Below are 20,141 nucleotides of genomic sequence, written 5' to 3'. Positions count from 1 at the left end.
ACGGTGCACAGTCGGGGCGGGGGGTGCATGGCTGGTGCGGGCGGGGTGGAGTGGGGAGGTTGCCCGGTGGGCTCGCTCCCCACTCGCGCTGTACGCGTCAGTCCGCCAAGCGGTCGAGTACCAGGCGGGCCGTCTCCGTCGGGGTGGAGCCGACGCGGACCCCGGCCGCTTCCAGGGCCTCCTTCTTGGCCTGCGCCGTTCCGGAGGAGCCGGAGACGATCGCGCCCGCGTGCCCCATGGTCTTGCCCTCGGGGGCGGTGAACCCGGCGATGTAGGCGACGACGGGCTTGGTGACGTGGTCGCGGACATAGGCCGCGGCGCGCTCCTCCGCGTCACCGCCGATCTCCCCGATGAGGACGATCAGGTCGGTGTCGGGGTCGTCCTGGAACGCGGCGAGGCAGTCGATGTGCGTCGTGCCGATGACGGGGTCACCGCCGATGCCGACGCAGGTGGAGAAGCCGATGTCGCGCAGTTCGTACATGAGCTGGTAGGTGAGGGTGCCCGACTTGGAGACGAGGCCGATGCGGCCCGCCTTGGTGATGTCGGCGGGGATGATGCCGGCGTTGGACTGGCCGGGGGTGATCAGGCCGGGGCAGTTGGGGCCGATGATGCGGGTGCCCTTCGCGGCGGCGTACGCGTGGAAGGTCACGGCGTCGTGTACGGGGATGCCCTCCGTGATGACGACGGCCAGCGGAATGCCCGCGTCGGCGGCCTCCGTGACGGCGGCCCTGGCGAAGACGGGCGGTACGAAGACGACGGTGACGTCGGCGCCGGTGGCCGCGATGCCCTCGGCGACGGAGCCGAAGACGGGGACGGCGCGGTCGTCGAAGTCGACGCTCCGGCCCGCCTTGCGCGGGTTGACGCCGCCCACGACGTTCGTGCCGGCGGCGAGCATGCGCCGGGTGTGCTTCATGCCCTCGGCGCCGGTCATGCCCTGGACGAGGACTTTGCTCTCCTTGGTCAGGTAGATCGCCATGTCCCGCTCTCCTTGGTGAGGTGGATCGCCATGTCCCGGCTCCTTAGCCCGCGTTGGCGAGTTCGGCGGCCCGGCGCGCGGCGCCGTCCATGGTGGTGGCCTGTTCGACCAGGGGGTGGGCGCGGCCGTCGAGGATGGCGCGGCCCTGGACGGCGCTGTTCCCGTCGAGGCGGACGACGAGCGGTTTGGTCAGCCGTACGGACTCCAGGGCCTGGACGATGCCGTCGGCGACGGCGTCGCAGGCGGTGATGCCGCCGAAGACGTTCACGAAGACGGACTTCACGGCCGGGTCGGACAGGATGACGGAGAGGCCGTCGGCCATGATCTGCGCGGAGGCGCCGCCGCCGATGTCGAGGAAGTTGGCGGGGCGGGCGCCGCAGCCCGCGACCACGTCGAGCGTCGACATGACGAGCCCCGCGCCGTTGCCGATGATGCCGACCTCGCCGTCGAGCTTCACGTAGTTGAGACCCTTGGCCGCGGCGGCCGCTTCGAGGGCGTCGTCGTGGGCGGACTCCTGGGTACCCCAACGCTCTTGGCGGAAGCGGGCGTTGTCGTCGAGGGTGACCTTGCCGTCGAGGGCGAGGATCTGGCCGTCGCTCGTGCGCACGAGGGGGTTCACCTCGACGAGTACGGCGTCCTCGCGGATGAGGACGTCCCAGAGGCGGACCAGTACGTCGACGGTCCGGTCGGGGAGGCCCGCGGCCTCGGCGATCTGTGCCGCCTTCGCCGTGGTGACACCCTCGGCCGGGTCGATCGGGATGCGGGCCACGGCCTCGGGCCGGGTCGCCGCGACCTCCTCGATGTCCATGCCGCCCTCGGCGGAGGCGATGGCGAGGAAGCGCCCGGCGGCCCGGTCGAGGACGTAGGAGACGTAGAACTCGCTCTCTATGTCGACCGGTTGGGCCAGCATGACCCTGCCGACGGTGTGGCCCTTGATGTCCATGCCGAGGATCTGGCGTGCCGTCAGTTCGGCGGCGGGCGGGTCGGCGGCGAGTTTGACGCCGCCCGCCTTGCCGCGGCCCCCGGTCTTCACCTGTGCCTTGACGACGACGCGGCCGCCCAGCCTGCGCGCGATCTCGCGGGCCTCCTTGGGCGAGTCCGTGACCTCGGCCTTCGGCACCAAGATGCCGTGTTCTTCGAAGAGTTCCCTTGCCTGGTGCTCGTACAGGTCCATCTCGGCTCCTGCCGTAAAAGTGCCGCACGCCCCCTGGACACCACCCACCGGATGCGGGATAACAAGCTTCATACAGTATTCGTCGACTGTATGCAATGTACTGCGACAGCGCACGACTCCCCTACGAAGGGACAGGACTTCCTCATGCCCGACGACAGCCAGGAACTCATCTCCGGTGGTCATCTGGTCGCCAAGGCACTCAAGGCAGAAGGTGTGGAGGTCATCTACACCCTGTGCGGCGGCCACATCATCGACATCTACGACGGCTGCGTCGACGAAGGCATTGAAGTCGTCGACGTCCGTCACGAGCAGGTCGCCGCCCACGCGGCGGACGGGTACGCGCGCATCACCGGCAAGCCCGGCTGTGCCGTCGTCACCGCGGGCCCGGGCACCACCGACGCCGTCACCGGCGTCGCGAACGCGTTCCGCGCGGAGTCACCCATGCTCCTCATCGGCGGCCAGGGCGCGCACACCCAGCACAAGATGGGCTCGCTCCAGGACCTGCCGCACGTCGACATGATGACGCCCATCACCAAGTTCGCCGCGACCGTGCCGGACACCGCGCGCGCCGCCGACATGGTGTCGATGGCGTTCCGCGAGTGCTACCACGGCGCCCCCGGCCCGTCGTTCCTGGAGATCCCGCGCGATGTCCTCGACGCCAAGGTGCCGGTGGACAAGGCCCGCGTACCGCAGGCCGGGCAGTACCGGGCCTCGACCCGCTCGGCCGGTGACCCCGAGGCGATCGAGAAGCTCGCCGACCTCCTCGTGCACGCCGAGAAGCCGGCGATCCTGCTCGGCAGCCAGGTGTGGACGACCCGCGCGACCGAGGACGCCATCGAACTCGTCCGCGCCCTCAATGTGCCCGCGTACATGAACGGCGCGGGCCGCGGCACCCTGCCGCCCGGCGACCCGCACCACTTCCAGCTCTCGCGCCGCTACGCCTTCTCGAACGCCGACCTCATCATCATCGTCGGCACGCCCTTCGACTTCCGCATGGGCTACGGCAAGCGTCTCTCCCCCGACGCGACCGTCGTGCAGATCGACCTCGACTACCGCACGGTCGGCAAGAACCGCGACATCGACCTCGGCATCGTCGGCGACGCGGGCCTCGTCCTGAAGTCGGTCACCGAGGCCGCCTCCGGACGGCTCAACGGCGGGGGCGCCAAGCGCAAGGAGTGGCTCGACGAGCTGCGGGCCGCCGAGCAGACCGCCATCGAGAAGCGGCTGCCGAGCCTTCGCTCCGACGCCTCTCCCATCCACCCGTACCGTCTGGTCGGCGAGATCAACGACTTCCTCACCGAGGACTCGATCTACATCGGGGACGGCGGCGACATCGTCACCTTCTCCGGGCAGGTCGTGCAGCCCAAGTCGCCCGGCCACTGGATGGACCCGGGGCCGCTGGGCACCCTCGGCGTCGGCATCCCCTTCGTCCTCGCCGCCAAGCAGGCGCGGCCCGACAAGGAGGTCGTCGCGCTCTTCGGCGACGGGGCGTTCTCGCTGACGGGCTGGGACTTCGAGACCCTCGTCCGCTACAACCTGCCCTTCGTCGGGATCGTCGGCAACAACTCGTCGATGAACCAGATCCGTTACGGCCAGAAGGCCAAGTACGGCGACGAGCGTGAGCGCGTCGGCAACACCCTCGGCGACGTCCACTACGACAAGTTCGCCCAGATGCTGGGGGGTTACGGCGAAGAGGTCCGCGACCCCGCCGACATCGCGCCCGCGCTCCGAAGGGCACGCGAGTCCGGGAAGCCCTCGCTGATCAACGTGTGGGTCGACCCGGACGCGTACGCCCCCGGAACCATGAACCAGACCATGTACAAGTGAGGAGCCCTGCCATGACCACCAAGGCTCTTGAGGGCGTCCGTGTCCTCGACATGACCCATGTGCAGTCCGGGCCCTCCGCGACCCAGCTCCTCGCCTGGCTCGGCGCGGACGTGGTGAAGCTGGAGGCGCCGACCGGGGACATCACGCGCAAGCAGCTGCGTGACCTGCCGGACGTCGACTCGCTCTACTTCACGATGCTCAACTGCAACAAGCGGAGCATCACCCTCAACACGAAGACGGAACGCGGCAAGGAGCTCCTCACCGAGCTGATCCGGCGCTCCGACGTCATGGTCGAGAACTTCGGCCCGGGCGCCGTCGACCGGATGGGCTTCACGTGGGAGCGCATCCAGGAGATCAACCCGCGCATCGTCTACGCCTCCATCAAGGGCTTCGGCGACGGCCCGTACACCAACTTCAAGGCGTACGAGGTCGTGGCGCAGGCCATGGGCGGCTCGATGGCGACGACCGGGTTCGAGGACGGTCCGCCGCTGGCCACCGGCGCGCAGATCGGCGACTCCGGCACCGGCATCCACGCCGTCGCCGGCATCCTCGCGGCGCTGTTCCAGCGCGAGAACACCGGGCGCGGCCAGCGCGTGAACGTCGCGATGCAGCACGCGGTGCTCAACCTGTGCCGGGTGAAGCTGCGCGACCAACAGCGTCTGACGCACGGCCCGTTGGCCGAGTACCCGAACTCCCAGGACACCGCCGAGGCGGACGAGGTGCCGCGTTCGGGCAACGCGTCCGGCGGCGGCCAGCCGGGCTGGGCGGTCAAGTGCGCGCCCGGCGGCCCGAACGACTACGTGTACGTCATCGTGCAGCCCGTCGGCTGGCAGCCGCTGAGCGAGCTGATAGGGCGGCCCGAGCTGGCCGGCGACCCCGAGTGGGCGACGCCCGAGGCGCGCCTGCCCAAGCTCAACAAGATGTTCCAGCTCATCGAGGAGTGGTCCTCGACCCTGCCCAAGTGGGAGGTGCTCGAGCGGCTCAACGCGCACAACATCCCGTGCGGGCCGATCCTCTCCACCAAGGAGATCATCGAGGACGAGTCGCTCGTCGCGAACGAGATGGTCGTCGAGGTGGCCCACCCGGAGCGCGGCACGTTCACCACGGTCGGCTCCCCCCTCAAGCTCTCCGACTCCCCCGTGGAAGTGGTCAGTTCACCCCTGCTCGGCGAGCACAACGCCGAGGTGTTCGTCGGGGAGCTGGGGCTCGGGGACGAGGAACTGCGCCTGCTCAAGTCGAACGGAGTGATCTGATTGATGGCCGAGGACCGTGAGCTCACGGTACGGGCGTTGCTGGAGTCCGTGCGCGCGGAGGGCCGCAGCGCTCTCACCGCCCCCGAGGGCAAGGTGATCGCCGACGCGTACGGGATCTCCGTGCCCGGCGAGGAGCTGGCCACGGACGTGGAGGAGGCGGTCGCGTACGCGGCACGCTTCGGCGGACCCGTCGTGATGAAGATCGTCTCCCCCGACATCCTGCACAAGACGGACGCGGGCGGCGTGATCGTGGGGGTGGAGGGCGCGGCCGACGTGCGGGCCGCCTTCTGCAAGATCGTGGAGAACGCGCGGGCCTACGCGCCGGACGCCCGGATCGAGGGCGTGCAGGTGCAGGAGCTGCTGCCGACCGGCCCCTCCTCCCAGGAGGTCATCGTCGGGGCCGTCACCGATCCGACGTTCGGGAAGGTCGTCGCGTTCGGGCTCGGCGGTGTGCTGGTCGAGGTGCTCAAGGACGTGACGTTCCGGCTCGCGCCGGTCGGCGCGGACGAGGCCGTGTCCATGCTGGACTCGATCCGGGCGGCCGAGGTGCTGCGCGGGGTGCGCGGCGCGCAGCCGGTCGACCGGTGGGCGCTCGCCGAGCAGATCCGCCGGGTGTCCCAACTGGTCACCGACTTCCCGGAGATCGCCGAGGTCGACCTCAACCCCGTGATCGCCACACCGGAGGGCGCGGTCGCCGCCGACATCCGGGTGATCCTCGCCGACGGGGTGCCGAAGCAGCGGCGCACGTACTCGCGCGAGGAGATCCTCCGGTCGATGCGCCGGCTGATGCAGCCGCGCTCGGTCGCGGTGATCGGCGCGTCCAACGAGCAGGGCAAGATCGGCAATTCGGTCATGCGCAACCTGATCGACGGGGGTTTCTCCGGGGAGATCCATCCGGTGAACCCCAAGGCCGATGACATCCTGGGCCGCAAGGCGTACAAGAGTGTCACGGACGTCCCGGGTGAGGTGGATGTGGCGGTCTTCGCGATCCCCGCCAAGTTCGTGGCCTCGGCCCTCGAAGAGGTGGGACGCAAGGGGATCCCGAACGCGGTCCTGATCCCCTCCGGGTTCGCCGAGACCGGTGAACAGGCCCTCCAGGACGAGATCGTGGCGATCGGCGAGCGGTACGGGGTACGCCTGCTCGGGCCGAACATCTACGGCTACTACTCGACGTGGCAGGACCTGTGCGCCACGTTCTGCACGCCGTACGACGTGAAGGGCGGGGTCGCGCTGACCTCGCAGTCCGGGGGCATCGGCATGGCGATCCTCGGCTTCGCGCGCACGACGAAGACCGGTGTCTCCGCGATCGTCGGGCTCGGCAACAAGTCGGACCTCGACGAGGACGACCTGCTCACCTGGTTCGGCGAGGACCCCAACACCAAGTGCATCGCGATGCACTTGGAGGACCTGAAGGACGGGCGAGCCTTCGTGGAGGCCGCGCGGGCGACGGTACCGAAGAAGCCCGTCGTGGTCCTCAAGGCAGGGCGCACCAGCGCGGGCGCGAAGGCGGCCGGTTCGCACACGGGAGCCCTCGCGGGAGACGACGCGGTGTACGACGACATCCTCAGGCAGGCAGGCGTCATCAGGGCGCCGGGGCTGAACGAGATGCTCGAGTACGCGCGGGCGCTGCCCGTGCTTCCGACGCCGAAGGGTGACAACGTCGTCATCATCACCGGCGCGGGCGGCTCGGGTGTGCTGCTCTCGGACGCCATCGTCGACAACGGCCTGTCCCTGATGGAGATCCCGGAGGACCTGGACGCCGCGTTCAAGGCCTTCATCCCGCCCTTCGGCGCCGCGGGCAACCCGATCGACATCACGGGCGGTGAGCCGCCGTCGACGTACGAGGCGACCATCAGGCTCGGCCTGGAGGACCCGCGGATCCACTCCCTCGTCCTCGGCTACTGGCACACGATCGTCACCCCGCCGATGGTCTTCGCGGAGCTGACCGCGCGGGTGGTCGAGGAGTTCCGCGCGCGGGGCATCGAGAAGCCCGTGGTGGCGTCGCTCGCGGGCGACGTAGAGGTCGAGGAGGCCTGCCAGTACCTCTACGAACGCGGGGTCGTGGCGTACCCGTACACGACCGAGAAGCCGGTGGCCGCACTCGGTGCCAAGTACCGGTGGGCCCGTGCGGCGGGGCTGTTGTGATGCCCGGACCAGCCGACGAACCGGCCGGGGGTCCGGGGGTCGCCCCCGGGCGAAACACCGCCCGGTGGGCCCGTGCGGCGGGGCTGTTGGGGGGCGCTTCATGAGGTGACCGGACTGGGGGCCGGCCGGCGGTGCGCGCAGGCCGGCCCCGGGACCCATGCGCACGCGAAAGGAATTTGGACAGGGGGCGCTGGCCAGATCTTTCGACGCAAGGGGTGCGACCGTCATGACCGCAACCGATCTATCAACCTCCGTCCCTTACAGGGAGGTGACGGACGCCAACGGCCGTGTGTACCGGGTTGGCGAGACCGATATCGACATCTTGGGCCGCAAGCGCAAGTGGATGGTGATCCTGCCCTGGGTGGGCATGATGGGGATCTCCTCCGCCGAGTACGCGTTCGCGTCCGCCGAGGACACCCTGCACACCGCGCACGACTGGAACAGCCTGCACATCTTCTGGATGATGACCGTCTGGGTGTTCTTCCAGGCCGCGGTCGCCTTCCCCGCGGGCAGGCTGCGTGAGAGCGGCAGGCTGCCGGCCCGCTGGGCGATGATGATCGGCGCCTCGGGCACTTTCATGGGCTATCTGTCGCTGGCCCTGGCACCACACGTCGTCTTCGCCTATATCGGCTTCAGCGTGCTGAGCGGCATGGGCGCGGGCATGGTGTACGCCACCTGCGTCAACATGGTGGGCAAGTGGTACCCGGAGCGAAGGGGCGGCAAGACCGGCTTCGTCAACGGCGGCTTCGCCTACGGTTCGGTGCCGTTCGTCTTCCTGTTCACCGGCTACATGGACCTGACCAACTACCGCTGGGTGCTGCTCTCGGTGGGCGTTCTGCTCGCCGCCATGGTCGCTGTCGCCGGTTCCTTCTTCAAGGATCCGCCGAAGAACTGGTGGCCTGCGAACGTCGATCCACTCCATCCGCCGGAGGACCCGCGCGCCCGGCGTTCCCTGGAGAAGAACCCGCCGGCCGTCAAGCAGTACACCCCGCTGGAGGCCTGGCGCACCGGCCGAGTGGCACTGATGTGGTTCTGTCTGGCCTGCACCTCCGGCGTGAACATCTTCGGCATCGCCTTCCAGGTGGACATCGGCGAAGAGGCCGGCTTCGCCGGCGGAATCGTTGCCACCGCGATGTCCCTGAAGGCGCTCGTCAACGGCAGCGGGCGCGGCGTCATCGGATGGCTGTCCGACCGCTACGGCCGCAAGCAGTGTCTGCTCGCAGTCTGCGCCATCCTCGGGTTCGCCCAGTTCGGCATCCTCTGGTCGGCCGAGGCCAAGAACCTGCCGCTGTTCCTGGTCTTCTCGGCGATCTCCGGTTTCGGCGGCGGCGCCATCTTCCCGATGTTCGCGGCGCTCACTGCGGACTACTTCGGCGAGAACAACAACGCCACCAACTACGGCATGGTCTACAGCTCCAAGCTCGTCTCCGGCCTTGGCGCGGGGATGGGCGCCGTGGTCGTCGGGGCCTGGGGGCACTCCGGTGCCTTCATCCTGGCGGGCTGCATCTCCTTCCTCGCCGGCTTCATCGCGCTCTTCCTGTCCCAACCCGGCAGGTCCAAGTCCCGTGACATCCAACCCAACCCGCAACCGCTCGGTGAGGAGATGGCTTGATATGACGGCGGAGCCCATCGCCGCAGGCAACTCAGCGACGACCACTGGTAGCAAGTACCGAGAGATCACCGACGAGAACGGCCGCGTCTATCGCGTAGGCGAGACGGACCGCGACATCCTCGGCCATTCCCGTAAGTTCATGGTGTATCTGCCATGGGTCGCGATGATGGCCATCAGCGTTTCCGAGTACGCCTACGGTTCGGCGGAGGACACCCTGTCCAGCGCACATGGCTGGACGCAGTCGAATACCTTCTGGATCCTGAGCGTCTGGGTGTTCTTCCAGGCGGGCATCGCCTTCCCGGCCGGATGGATGCGGGAGAAGGGCATCCTCACCGCCAAGCGGGCCACCATGGTCGGCGCCTTCCTCTGCCTCTTCGGATTCCTCGCGCTGTCCCATTTCAACAACGTGTGGCTGGCGATCCTGGGATTCGGTGTCATCGGCGGACTGGGCTCCGGCCTCGTCTACTCGACCTGTATCAACATGGTCGGCAAATGGTTCCCGGAGCGAAAAGGCGGCAAGACCGGATTCGTCAACGGCGGGTTCGCGTACGGGTCTCTTCCGTTCATCTTCATCTTCAACTACGCGTTCGACACGTCGAACTACCACCGTGTGCTCGACATGATCGGTGTCTATGTGCTGGTGGTCGTGCTCGCCTGTGCGTTCTTCTTCCGGGACCCGCCGAAGAACTGGTGGCCGCACGAGGTCGACCCGCTGAAGAAGTCGGGCTCGGACAAGGAGGCCAAGTCCCTCGCCAAGAACCCGCCCGCCGTCCGTCAGTTCACGCCCATGGAGGCCGTCAGGACCGGCATGCTGCCGCTCATGTGGTTCAGCCTCGTGCTGACGGCAGGCGTGTCGATCTTCGGCATCTCCTTCCAGGTGGACTTCGCCAAGGAGGTCGGCTTCGGGCCACTGGTCGCCGCGTCGTCGATGGGTGTGATGGCGGTCATCAACGGCGTCGGACGTGCGGTCGTCGGCTGGCTGTCGGACATCTGGGGTCGCAAGGTGAGCCTGGTGTTCGTCATCGTCGTGCTCGGCCTCGCCCAGTTCGGCGTCATCTGGGCGGGTGACATCCACAGTGAGTGGCTGTTCCTGTTCTTCGCGTTCCTGTCGGGCTTCGGCGGCGGCGCGTTCTACCCGATGTTCGCGGCGCTCACGCCGGACTACTTCGGCGAGAACTACAACGCCACCAACTACGGCCTCGTGTACAGCGGCAAGCTGGTCAGCGGCCTGTTCGGCGGCGGGCTCGGCTCCATGGTGGTCGCCGCGTGGGGCTACAACGGGGCGTACGCGCTCGCCGGGGGCGTCTCGATGGTGGCGGCAGCCGTGGCCCTGCTGCTGCGGCAGCCCGGGGGCGAGCAGGCGGAGAAGGTGGTGGCCACCGCGTAGGGCGCACCCACCGGAAGTACTCATAGGAGTGGGGCCCGGCCTGGTGGCCGGGCCCCACTCATGTGTGTCGCGACGTCAGCGCTTCTTGCGCAGACCGGCCAGGTTGTCGTAGCCGATCTTCGCGAACTTGAGGGACTGGCCGAGGTCGGTGTCGCTGGGCGCGTTGTCCTGCTCGACCATCGGGTTGTGGTAGTTCATCGCCCCGACGCGGGTGAAGAACCTCTCGTAGTCGATGACTCCGGTGCCGAACGGCACCATGTCGTAGCCCATGCCGTTGGTCTCGTTGACCGTGCCGTCCTTGGCGTGGAACAGCGGGTAGCGCTTGTTGTTGCGGCTCACGAGCGCCGCCGGGTCGAAGACGTTCTCCCGCTGGGAGCCGTCGTGGGCGGTGTAGGTGTGGAACTTGTACTGGGCCACGTGCGCCCAGAAGATGTCCATCTCCAGCCAGACCGTCTTCGGGTCGGTCACCTTGAGGAAGTACTCCAGCTTGCGGATGCCGGAGCTGCGGGTCGGCTTGCCCTGCGCGTCGAGGGGGCCGCCGTCGAGCAGGAAGCCGTACGCCGCGTCGTGGTTGTGCGTGTACAGCTTGAGGCCGGCGCCGTGGGCGATCTTGCCGAGCGCGTTCCACTTGTCGGCGGCGGTGTCCCAGTCGGACCGGTAGGCGCTGCCGGTGGGGTCGCCGCCGGTGCCCATGTGGTCCATGCCGAGGATGTTGGCTATCTCCAGGTGCTTCTTGAACGTGTCGAGGTCGGGCTGGCTGAGCGGCCACGACCCCGGGATGAAGCCGTGGTTGCCCTGGGCGCGCAGGCCGTACTCGTCGAGCCAGGAGCGCAGCAGCTTGGCGCCCTCGACGGATTCGAGGTTGGCGCCGCCGGGCGCGTTGGCGTGCTGGCCGTAGCCGGCGAACTCGACCTGCTTGTAGCCGTAACGGGCGAGCTCCTTGAAGACCTCGCGGAACCCGGACGGGAGGTTGGAGGCGAGCGGGTCCCTGCCCGTGGCGTCGCGCACGGTGTAGAGGATGATGCCGCGCTTGGATGCCGGGACGAGGGCGTGGTGGCCGCCGCCCCGGCCGCCGTTGTGCGTGCTCTGGGCGAGGGCGGGCGATGCGCCGAAGACGGGTGCGGCGACGGCGGCTGCCCCCGCGGCGGTGCAGGTGCTCAGAAAGCGGCGGCGGCTGACGCCGAGAGCGCGGCGCAGGGCGTCGCCGGGTCCGGATTCATCGTTGAACGCGGTCACGGTCTCTCTCTTTCTCGGGTGGGTGCGGGGCGTGTGCGGGTGCGCACCGGGCTCATGCGAGACCGGCCAGGTCGAGCAACAGCGATTTCACGTCGGTGGCCGCGACACGGCCGGTGACGGCGCGGGGGGTGGAACAGAGGATGAGCGGACCGTCGGGGCTGTCGTCGCTCAAGGGGAGGCGGCCGTGGCTGCCGCGGATGGGTGAGGGATCGAGTGGCACGACCGCCATGCGGTAGCGCATGCCGAGCTTCTTGCGGGCCAGGGCGCCGGCGGCCTTCACCTTGACGTAGGGGTCCTGGGGGTCCATGAACAGCTCGACGGGGTCGTAGCCGGGCTTGCGGTGGATCTCGACGAGCTGCGCGAAGTCGGGCGCGCGGTCGTCGTCGAGCCAGTAGTAGTACGTGAACCAGGCGTCGGGTTCGGCGACGGCGACGAGTTCGCCGGAGCGGGGGTGGTCGAGGTGGTGGGCCTTCTTCCCCTCGTCGTCGAGGAGTTGCTCGATGCCGGGCACGTCTTTCAGTGCCTCGCGGACCGTGTCGAGGTCCTCCGGGCGGCGCACGTAGATGTGGGCGATCTGGTGGTCGGCGACCGCGAACGCCCGGGACGTCATCGGGTCGAGGTATTCCATGCCGTCCTGCGTGTGCACTTCGAGGAGTCCGGCGCGGCGCAGGACGCGGTTGATGTCGACGGGCCGCTCGACGCGGGTGATGCCGTACTCGGACAGGGCGACGACCGTGCGGCCCTCGGCCTTCGCGTCGTCGAGCAGCGGCGCGAGGGTGGCGTCGAGTTCGGCGGCGGCCCGGTGCGAGCGCGGGTCGTCGGGGCCGAAGCGCTGGAGGTCGTAGTCGAGGTGGGGGACGTAGGCCAGTGCCAGGTCGGGATGGCGGGTGGCCATGATGTGCCGGGTCGCGTCGACGATCCACCGGCTGGAGACGAGGTCGGCGCCCGGGCCCCAGAAGTGGAAGAGGGGGAACGTGCCGAGTTTTTCGGTGAGTTCGTCGTGCAGAGCCGGTGGCCTGGTGTAGCAGTCGGGTTCCTTGCGGCCGTCGGCGTAGTAGACGGGCCGGGGTGTGACGGTGATGTCGGTGTCGGCGCCCATGGCGTACCACCAGCAGATGTTGGCGACCGTGTACCCGGGGTGGCTGCGGCGGGCCGCGTCCCAGAGCTTGTCGCCGGCGACGAGTCCGTTGTGCTGGCGCCACAGGAGTACGTCGCCCAGCTCGCGGAAGTACCAGCCGTTGGCGACGATGCCGTGCTCGGACGGCATGGTGCCGGTGAGGAACGTCGACTGGGCGGCGCAGGTGACGGCGGGCAGGACCGTGCCGAGGTGGGCCTGCGACCCCGTCCGGCCGAGGGCCTTGAGATGGGGCATGTGGTCGAGGAGGCGCGGGGTGAGACCCACGACGTCCAGGACGAGCAGCGGGTTCGGGCTCACGTCCGACCGGTCGGACGTGGTGTCTGTGCCGGCAGTTGTCATGGGAGTTCCTTCAGGCCGAGGTCCGTCAGGAGGTCGCGGGCCAGGGTGAGCTCGGCGGCGATGCCGTCCGCGAGCTGGGTGCGGGCGCGGGGGCGCAGCTCGGGCGGGAGCGCCTGCCAGGTGTACGTCTCGACCTCCAGGTGACGGGTGAGCGGGTGCGCGCCGCCGACCAGGCGGGTGAGCGTGTCCTTCAGCACCGGGAGCGTGGAGGTGAGGGGGGCCGCGGGCGCCGCGTGCAGCGGTACGTGGAAGTGGGCGCGCCAGGGCGCGGTGTCGGGGAGCGCGCCGCCGGCGAGTGCCTCGCCCAGGTCGTCGGTGCCGCGCAGCCCTTCGGGGGTGAGGGTGCGGGTCTGGTGCAGGAAGCGGGGTTCGTCGAACGCGGCGAGCGCCTCGCGGACCTCGGCCCTTTCGGGGTGCTCGGCGTGCAGGGCCGCGGAGAGCTGGGACTTGACGACGGGGATGCCGGCGGCGGAAAGGGCGTCGAGTGCGGTGGCCGGGTCCTCGAAGGAGGTGGCGAGATGGCAGGTGTCGACGCAGACGCCGATGCGGTCGCGGGCCACGGCCGTGAGCGGGGCGATGGCGTCGCCGGTCGTCTCGACGGTGCAGCCCGGCTCGGGTTCGAGACCGATGCGGATGGAGCGGCCGGTCAGCTCCTCCAGGGCGTCGAGCCGCTCGGCGAGGGTGGTGAGCGATGCGTACGCGATGTCCCTGCGGGCCGGGTCGTAGCCGGTGCGCCAGGCGAGGGGCAGCGTGGAGATGGTGCCCTCGGTGATGTCGGACGGGAGCAGCGTGGCGAGGAGCCGGGCCAGGTCGGCGGTGTGCGCGAGGCGCTCCGGGTCGGCCCAGTCGGGCTTGTACACGCGGTACTTGACCTCTTCGGCGCCGAACCCCTCGTACGGGAAGCCGTTGAGGGTGACGACTTCGAGGCCGCGGCGGTCGAGTTCGGTGCGCAGGCCGCGCAGGGCGACGGGGTCGGTGGTGAGGGCGCGCGCGGCGTCCTTGGCGAGCCACAGGCCGATGCCGAGCCGGTCGCGGCCGAGGCGCTTGCGGACGGGTTCGCAGTGGTCGCGCAGCTGGGCCAGCACGCCGTCCAGGGTCTCGGCGGGGTGGACGTTGGTGCAGTACGCGAGGTGGACGGTGGACCCGTCGGGGTGGCGGAAGCGCATCGCTCACGCCCCGCCGCGCAGGATGGAGTTGCCCTCGTGGGTGGCGTCGGTCCCGGCGACGTCGAGGTCGAGCCGGCCGCTGAGGCCGTAGAACGCGACGGGGTTGCGCCACAGGACTCGGTCGACGTCGTCCTCGGTGAAGCCGGCCTTCAGCATCGCGTCGGCGACCTTGCGGGTCTTGAGGGGGTCGCTCTTGCCCCAGTCCGCGGCCGAGTTGACGAGGACCTGCTCGGGTCCGTACTCGGTGAGGATCGCGACCATCCGCTCCTCGTCCATCTTGGTGTCGGGGTAGACGGAGAACCCGAGCCAGCAGCCCGCGTCCTTGGCCTCCTTCACCGTGGTCTCGTTGAGGTGGTCGATCAGCACCCGGTCGAGCGGCAGGTGCGACTCGCGCACGACGTCCAGGGTGCGGCGCAGTCCGGCGAGCTTGTCGCGGTGCGGGGTGTGCACGAGCGCGGGGAGTTCGTGGTCCGCGGCGAGCTGGAGCTGCGCGGTGAGCGCGGTGTCCTCGGCGGGGGTCATCGAGTCGTAGCCGATCTCGCCCACGGCGACGACGTTGTCCTTGACGAGGTAGCGCGGCAGCGCGTCGAGGACGGGCGTGCAGCGCGGGTCGTTCGCCTCCTTGGGGTTGAGGGCGAGTGTGCAGTGGTGGGCGATCCCGTACTGCGCGGCACGGAACGGCTCCCAGCCGAGGAGCGCGTCGAAGTAGTCGAGGAACGAGGCGGGCGAGGTGCGGGGTTGGCCGAGCCAGAAGGACGGCTCGACGATCGCCCGTACGCCCGCGGCGTACATGGCCTCGTAGTCGTCGGTGGTGCGCGACGTCATGTGGATGTGCGGGTCGAAGATGCGCATCAGGACTCCTCGGCCTTGGGGGGAGGGGGCACGACCAGGGGGGTCAGGGCCAGTACGCGGTGCAGGTCGTCGGGGACGGGGCGGCCCGCGGCGGTGCGCTCGCGCGCGTAGTCGCCGAGCATGCGGGCGAGTTCGGCGTCTCCGCGCGCCCGTTCGGCGAGGTCGGCGACGGCGGACACCGGCACGCCGGTGAAGAGACACTTCAGGACGGCGTGCCGCCAGTGGTGCGCGGTGAGGTGCTCGGCGGCGTAGGGGCCGACGGCGGCGGCGACCAGCCGGGTGTCGTTCGTGCGCAGCGCGTCCTCGACGAGGGACAGCGCTTCGGGCCCTGGTACGAGGTGGGGCAGGGCCGCGAGGACGGCGCGGCGTTCGGCGGCGGCGCCCTGTTCGTAGAGGCGGGTGAGGGTGGCGGTGTCGGCGCGGGCCGCGTGCAGGAGCACGATGCGGGCACTGTCGGCATGCTCGGCGCCACAGCGGCGCCCCGCTTCGGCGAACCTCAACTCCCATACGGCCTGGGCCTGTTGACCGCCCGCGCCATCCGCCGCCGCCTCCGCCGTGGACTTGTCGAGCCAGGTGCGGGCGGTTTCGCCGAGGGAGGCGTCGGTGCGGGCGCGGAGGGCCGCGATGCCGGGAGGCGTGCCGGTCACGGGGTGCCTCCTTCGGCGGCGGCGCGCAGGAACCGCAGGGAGTCCTCGGCGAGTTGGGGCCCCGCGTGGGAGTGGCGGGGCAGTTCCACGACCGTCAGTCCCTGGTAGCCGGTGGCTTCGAGAGCTTCGAGCACCGGCGGGAAGTCGATCTCGCCTTCGCCGAACGGAAGGTGTTCGTGGACACCGCGCCGCATGTCCTCGATCTGTACGTGCTTCAGCCAGGGGGCGGCCTCACGCACGCAGTCTGCGGGCGGCAGCGGCTCCAGGCACTGGCAGTGGCCGATGTCCAGGGTCAGGCCGAGCGCTTCCGGCCCGCCGAACTCCTGGCGGAGGTAGTGGAAGTCGGCGAGTGAGCCCAGGAGGTGGCCGGGCTCGGGCTCGATGGCGAGCGGGACGCCGGCGGCGGAGGCCGCGTCGAGGACGGGGGCGAGCGCGTCGGCGAGCCGCTTCCAGGCGCTGCCGTCGTCCGTGCCGTCCGGGGTGATGCCGCTGAAGCAGTGCACGGCGTGGGCGCCGAGGTCGGCGGCCACCTGCACGGCCCTGATGAGGAGCCGGGTGCGGGCGGCCCTGGCGTCCGGGTCGGGGTCGAGGAGCGAGGGGCCGTGCTTGCGGCGCGGGTCGAGGACGTAGCGGGCGCCGGTCTCGACGGTGACGGTCAGGCCGTGCCGGTCGAGGGCGCGGGCCACCTGCCGAGTGCGGGTGGGGAGGTCTGGGACCAGGGGGTCCAGGTGCATGTGGTCGAGGGTGAGGCCGACGCCGTCGTATCCCAGGTCGGCGAGGACGGCGAGGGCGTCCTCCAGGCGCAGGTCGGTGAGGCCGTTCGTGCCGTATCCCCAGCGGATGGTCATGTGACGCTCACCTTCGGTGCGATGCGCCGCGCGAGCGGCGCGAGGGCGGCGGTGATCAAGGCGGTCCTGGGGGCGCCGGCCCTGGCGGCCAGGGCCGCCTGGAGGGGGATCAGGGAACGGATGCCCGCGCCCACGGCGCGTTGGGTGAGGGGTGGGGAGGGGTTGAGGGCCGCGTGGAAGTAGGGACGTGCCGTCGCCCCCGCGTAGGCGGCGGCCAGGGCCGTGGTGATGGATCCCGACAGGCCGGGGGCGGCTGCTACCCGCCGGCCTGCCGGGAGTTCGTGGGTACGGCCCGTCCACCGGGCCAGGGTGAGGGACGCGGCCAGGGCGGCCAGAGGGGCGGCGGTGTTGCCTCCCTGGGTTTCGTTGCGGGACACCGTGGTGACGGCGAGGATGTGGGCGGCGATTGTCGTCGCTGTGGGGAGAGCGGCCCCCAGGCCGTGTTCCTGGCCCCCGGCGTCCGGGGCTGTGCCCACTCGTGCCGTCTTGCGGAACGCCTGCCCACAGCGGGGTGCGGTGGCGGCCGCCCCGAGCAGGACGTCCAGCCCTCTCGCCGCTGCCATGGCCACCGGACCCGCCTGGGTCCTCTTCAGGCCGAGGTCGTACGCCCAGACCGTGCCGGCCAGTGCGGTGGCCAGCAGTGTCGCCGGGCGGCCCGCCCGGTGCGCCAGGGCCAGACCTCCCGCCGTGAAGGCGCCCGCTGCCGCGAGGGCCGCTGCGGGGCGGATTCGCCCTGACGGCAGCGGGCGGTGCGGGCGGTCCACGGCGTCTTCGGCGCGGTCCGCCCAGTCGTTGAGGGCCATGCCGGCCTCGTAGAGGCACAGGGACGACCCGATGGCGAGGAAGGTGCCACGGCCGGGGCGCGAGCCCACCGCCGCCGCGCCCGCGAGGGCATCGCCGGGGACGGTGAACAGGGCGGGCAGACGCAGGAGTTCGGCCCAGGCACGCAGGTGCTCTCCGCGGCCGGTCACCGCAGGCGTCCAGCGAAGCCGACCAGTGCCGCGTACTGCTCGGCGAGCGCCGGGGACGCGTCGCCGTCGGGGTCCTTGAAGTAGAAGCCGAGCTCCGGCAGGGGCCCCTCGACGCCCTTCTCGTGGGCGCGCAGGAGAAGGCGGGCCAGGTCGAGGACGAGGGGGGCGGCGAGCGCGGAGTCGCAGCCCTGCCAGATCGTCTGGAGGATCATGCGGGAGCCGAGGAACCCGTCGAAGGCGATGTGGTCCCAGGCGGTCTTCCAGTCCCCGAGCGCGGGCACGTCGTCGATGTGGACCTCACCCTCGGGCGCGGCCCCGAGCGCGTCGGCGAGGACGCGTTCCTTGCCCGCGTTCTTCGCCGCCGCGGCGCCTGGGTCGGCGAGCGCGGCACCGTCGCCGCCGCCGAGGAGGTTGGTTCCGGACCAGGCCCGCACGGACAGGGAGCGCTGGAGGAACATCGGCGCGAGCACGGACCGCAGCAGGGTCTGGCCCGTCTTGCCGTCGCGGCCCGCGTGGGGCAGGCCGCTGGTGGCGGCGAGTTCGGCGAGCGCGGGGTGGTGCAGGCCGGTGGAGGGGGTGAAGTTGACGTACGGGCAGCCCGCGCGCAGGGCGGCCGCCGCGTAGAGGGAGCTGGCGGGCAGCCGGCTGCTGTCGGGGGCGGGTTCCGTGGACGCCACGTTCACGACGACGGCGCCTGCGAGTCCGCCGCGGTCGGCGAAGTCCCTGATGTCGGCGGCGAAGGCGGCGATGAGTTCGTCGTCGGAGCGGGAGTCCCCCGGCTGGGGGCCTCCCGGGCGTATCTCCCGGTCGGCGGCGGCGAGTTCGGCGCCGACCGCAGCCGGCAGGCCGTGCGGCAGGACGCCTCCGGCGGCGAGGTGTTCGGCACGTTTGGGCAGCGGACAGTCGACGGTGTCGTGCCCGCCGAAGACGAGTGACGACAGCGCGGGGAGCCCGGCGCCGGCGAAGGGTTCGGTCTCGGTGACCATGCCGGTCGGGGGGTGCAGGCCCGCGCCGACGGCGGCGCAGCCCGCGACCGCGGTGGTGGCGACGGAGCCACGGGCCCCGATGAGCCAGACTCCGAAGCGGGCGGTGGGGGAAGTGGGTTCGGCGGACATGGGCAGCCTCCTTGTCGTACGCGAACCAGGGGCCGGAGTTGCGGTGGTGGTGCGGGACGGCGGGCGGGGGTCCGGCGTCCCCCGCCCGCCGCCGTCTAGTGGCCGGACCCGGCGCCCGGCTTCGCGGGCAGGTCCTTGACCCGGATGTCACGGAAGGACACCTGGTCGTCGTTGCCGTGGTTCTGGATCCCGACGTACCCGTCGCGCAGGCTCCGGGCCGGGTCGGTGTTGGTGAAGTCGTTGACCTTCACGCCGTTGAGCCAGATCCGCAGGTGCTCGCCCTCGACCCGGATCTCGTACGTGTTCCACTCCCCCGGCGGGTTCAGCGCACGGTCGCGCTTCTTCACGTCGGCGGACTGGAAGCTGTAGACGGACCCGGTGGTGCGGTCGGGTGCGTCGGTCGCGTCGATCTGGACCTCGTAGCCGTTGTTCACGGCCGACCAGGGGTCGTCGGACTCCGGGAAGCCCACGAAGACACCGGAGTTGTCGTCCCCGGCCATCTTCCAGTCGAGCTTCAGGGAGTACGAGCCGAGCGGGCGGCCCGCGTACCAGAGCATTCCCATGCCGCCGGCCGAGGTGAGCGTGCCGTCGTCCGAGAGCTCGAAGGAGCCGGGTCCGGCCTGCTTCCAGTCCTTGAGCGACTCGGCGGTCCCGTCGAACAGGGACGTGTAGCCACTCTCGGGCCGGCAGTCGGCCTGCGCGGCGCCACTCGCCCAGCGGATTCCGCCGAGCAGGTGCTGCCGGAAGGCCGGGTCGGCGTACGACTCTTTGGTGTGACCCGCGCCGGTGTAGAAGGAGCGGCCGCCCCGGTAGTTCTGGCACCAGGAGATGGGGTGGTCGCCCGCCATGGTGCCGCCGGTGTACGACGACTCGTCGAGCGAGGCGAGGACGTGGGCGTGCTCGCGCGGGTTGGAGCGGTAGTTGTACCACTCGTCCGTGCGGTTCCATGTCGGGGCGAGGTGGGCGGTGGCCGGGTTGCCCCGGTCCTCGACCTTGACGGTGGCGGGCTGGATCGCCGGGTGATCCTGGAAGTAGGCGCCGGCGAGGCCGCCGTAGAAGGGCCAGTCGTACTCGGTGTCGGCGGCCGCGTGGACGCCGACGTAGCCGCCGCCCTTCGCGATGTAGTGCTCGAAGGCCTTCTGCTGGTCGGCGCCGAGCACGTCACCGGTGGTGGAGAGGAAGACGACGGCGTCGTAGCGGCGCAGGTTGGCGTCGGTGAAGGCGCCGGCGTCCTCGGTGGCGTCGACGGCGAAGCCGGCTGCCGTGCCCAGGTCCCGCACGGCGGCGATCCCCTCGGGGATCGAGTCGTGGCGGAAGCCCGCGGTCTTGGAGAAGACCAGGACCCGGCCCCCCGCCCCCGCGTCCCCCGGTGAGGAGGACGCGGGAGCGGAGACACAGCCGATGAGCAGGGCGGCCGCGGAGGCCGCGAGCGCGATACGGGTGGAGGTGCGCACA

16 protein-coding genes are annotated in these 20,141 nt (G+C 70.6%); 5 read left to right on the top strand and 11 right to left on the bottom strand.

Annotated features, from left to right (window positions below):
* Window positions 1–97 precede the first annotated feature (97 nt).
* Together sucD and sucC are read right to left on the bottom strand one after the other, a co-directional pair.
* Window positions 98–976: a succinate--CoA ligase subunit alpha gene (gene sucD, locus CG723_RS03200; protein WP_100591605.1), complete on the bottom strand. Its 879-nt coding sequence runs from the start codon at window positions 974–976 to the stop codon at window positions 98–100.
* Window positions 977–1,019: 43 nt separating this feature from the next.
* Complete coding sequence (gene sucC, locus CG723_RS03195; protein WP_100591604.1) at window positions 1,020–2,150, bottom strand: ADP-forming succinate--CoA ligase subunit beta; 1,131 nt, start codon at window positions 2,148–2,150, stop codon at window positions 1,020–1,022.
* 144 nt (window positions 2,151–2,294) lie between these two features.
* On the opposite strand from sucC, the gene CG723_RS03190 reads away from it, so the two are divergent.
* The 5 genes from CG723_RS03190 (at window position 2,295) to CG723_RS03170 (ending at window position 10,374) form a co-directional block, all read left to right on the top strand.
* Complete coding sequence (locus tag CG723_RS03190; RefSeq protein WP_100591603.1) at window positions 2,295–3,977, top strand: thiamine pyrophosphate-binding protein; 1,683 nt, start codon at window positions 2,295–2,297, stop codon at window positions 3,975–3,977.
* Between the two features lie 11 nt (window positions 3,978–3,988).
* The gene (gene frc / locus CG723_RS03185; RefSeq protein ID WP_100591602.1) at window positions 3,989–5,230 is read left to right on the top strand and encodes a formyl-CoA transferase; all 1,242 of its coding nucleotides are present in this window, start codon (window positions 3,989–3,991) and stop codon (window positions 5,228–5,230) included.
* Window positions 5,231–5,233: 3 nt separating this feature from the next.
* Complete coding sequence (locus tag CG723_RS03180; protein WP_100591601.1) at window positions 5,234–7,375, top strand: acetate--CoA ligase family protein; 2,142 nt, start codon at window positions 5,234–5,236, stop codon at window positions 7,373–7,375.
* Between the two features lie 226 nt (window positions 7,376–7,601).
* On the top strand, window positions 7,602–8,987 hold the full coding sequence (locus CG723_RS03175; RefSeq protein WP_100591600.1) for an OFA family MFS transporter: 1,386 nt from the start codon (window positions 7,602–7,604) through the stop codon (window positions 8,985–8,987).
* Window position 8,988: 1 nt separating this feature from the next.
* On the top strand, window positions 8,989–10,374 hold the full coding sequence (locus CG723_RS03170; protein ID WP_199841639.1) for an OFA family MFS transporter: 1,386 nt from the start codon (window positions 8,989–8,991) through the stop codon (window positions 10,372–10,374).
* A 75-nt stretch (window positions 10,375–10,449) separates the two neighbouring features.
* Here CG723_RS03170 and CG723_RS03165 read toward each other — a convergent pair whose 3' ends face one another.
* The 9 genes from CG723_RS03165 to CG723_RS03125 all read right to left on the bottom strand — a co-directional run bounded on the left by CG723_RS03165 (window position 10,450) and on the right by CG723_RS03125 (window position 20,140).
* The gene (locus CG723_RS03165) at window positions 10,450–11,610 is read right to left on the bottom strand and encodes a sugar phosphate isomerase/epimerase family protein (protein ID WP_100591599.1); all 1,161 of its coding nucleotides are present in this window, start codon (window positions 11,608–11,610) and stop codon (window positions 10,450–10,452) included.
* A 52-nt stretch (window positions 11,611–11,662) separates the two neighbouring features.
* Window positions 11,663–13,087, bottom strand: a complete 1,425-nt coding sequence (locus CG723_RS03160; RefSeq protein ID WP_100591598.1) for a nucleotide pyrophosphatase/phosphodiesterase family protein — start codon at window positions 13,085–13,087, stop codon at window positions 11,663–11,665.
* Window positions 13,084–14,253, bottom strand: coding sequence for a metabolite traffic protein EboE (gene eboE, locus CG723_RS03155; RefSeq protein ID WP_100591597.1), 1,170 nt, complete (start codon window positions 14,251–14,253; stop codon window positions 13,084–13,086). The genes CG723_RS03160 and eboE overlap by 4 nt, the downstream gene beginning before the upstream one ends.
* A gap of 3 nt (window positions 14,254–14,256) precedes the next feature.
* A complete protein-coding gene (locus CG723_RS03150; protein WP_100591596.1) occupies window positions 14,257–15,105 on the bottom strand; it encodes a TatD family hydrolase in 849 nt (282 codons plus the stop codon).
* Entirely contained in the window at window positions 15,105–15,752 is a 648-nt protein-coding gene (locus tag CG723_RS03145) for an EboA domain-containing protein (RefSeq protein ID WP_100591595.1), read from the bottom strand. Before CG723_RS03145 ends, CG723_RS03150 begins: the two co-directional genes overlap by 1 nt.
* Window positions 15,749–16,600 (bottom strand): sugar phosphate isomerase/epimerase family protein, encoded by an 852-nt coding sequence (locus tag CG723_RS03140; RefSeq protein ID WP_100591594.1) that lies wholly within the window; start codon window positions 16,598–16,600, stop codon window positions 15,749–15,751. The genes CG723_RS03145 and CG723_RS03140 overlap by 4 nt, the downstream gene beginning before the upstream one ends.
* Window positions 16,597–17,571, bottom strand: coding sequence for an SCO3242 family prenyltransferase (locus CG723_RS03135; protein ID WP_100591593.1), 975 nt, complete (start codon window positions 17,569–17,571; stop codon window positions 16,597–16,599). The genes CG723_RS03140 and CG723_RS03135 overlap by 4 nt, the downstream gene beginning before the upstream one ends.
* Entirely contained in the window at window positions 17,568–18,686 is a 1,119-nt protein-coding gene (locus CG723_RS03130) for an inositol-3-phosphate synthase (RefSeq protein ID WP_100591592.1), read from the bottom strand. Before CG723_RS03130 ends, CG723_RS03135 begins: the two co-directional genes overlap by 4 nt.
* A 95-nt stretch (window positions 18,687–18,781) precedes the next feature.
* A complete protein-coding gene (locus CG723_RS03125) occupies window positions 18,782–20,140 on the bottom strand; it encodes a ThuA domain-containing protein (RefSeq protein ID WP_100591591.1) in 1,359 nt (452 codons plus the stop codon).
* Window position 20,141 lies beyond the last annotated feature (1 nt).

The organism is Streptomyces sp. CB01635, from assembly GCF_002803065.1.
Classification (GTDB): domain Bacteria; phylum Actinomycetota; class Actinomycetes; order Streptomycetales; family Streptomycetaceae; genus Streptomyces.
The sequence above is the reverse complement of the archived record's forward strand: the minus strand, read 5'-3'. Positions and strand labels throughout refer to the sequence as shown.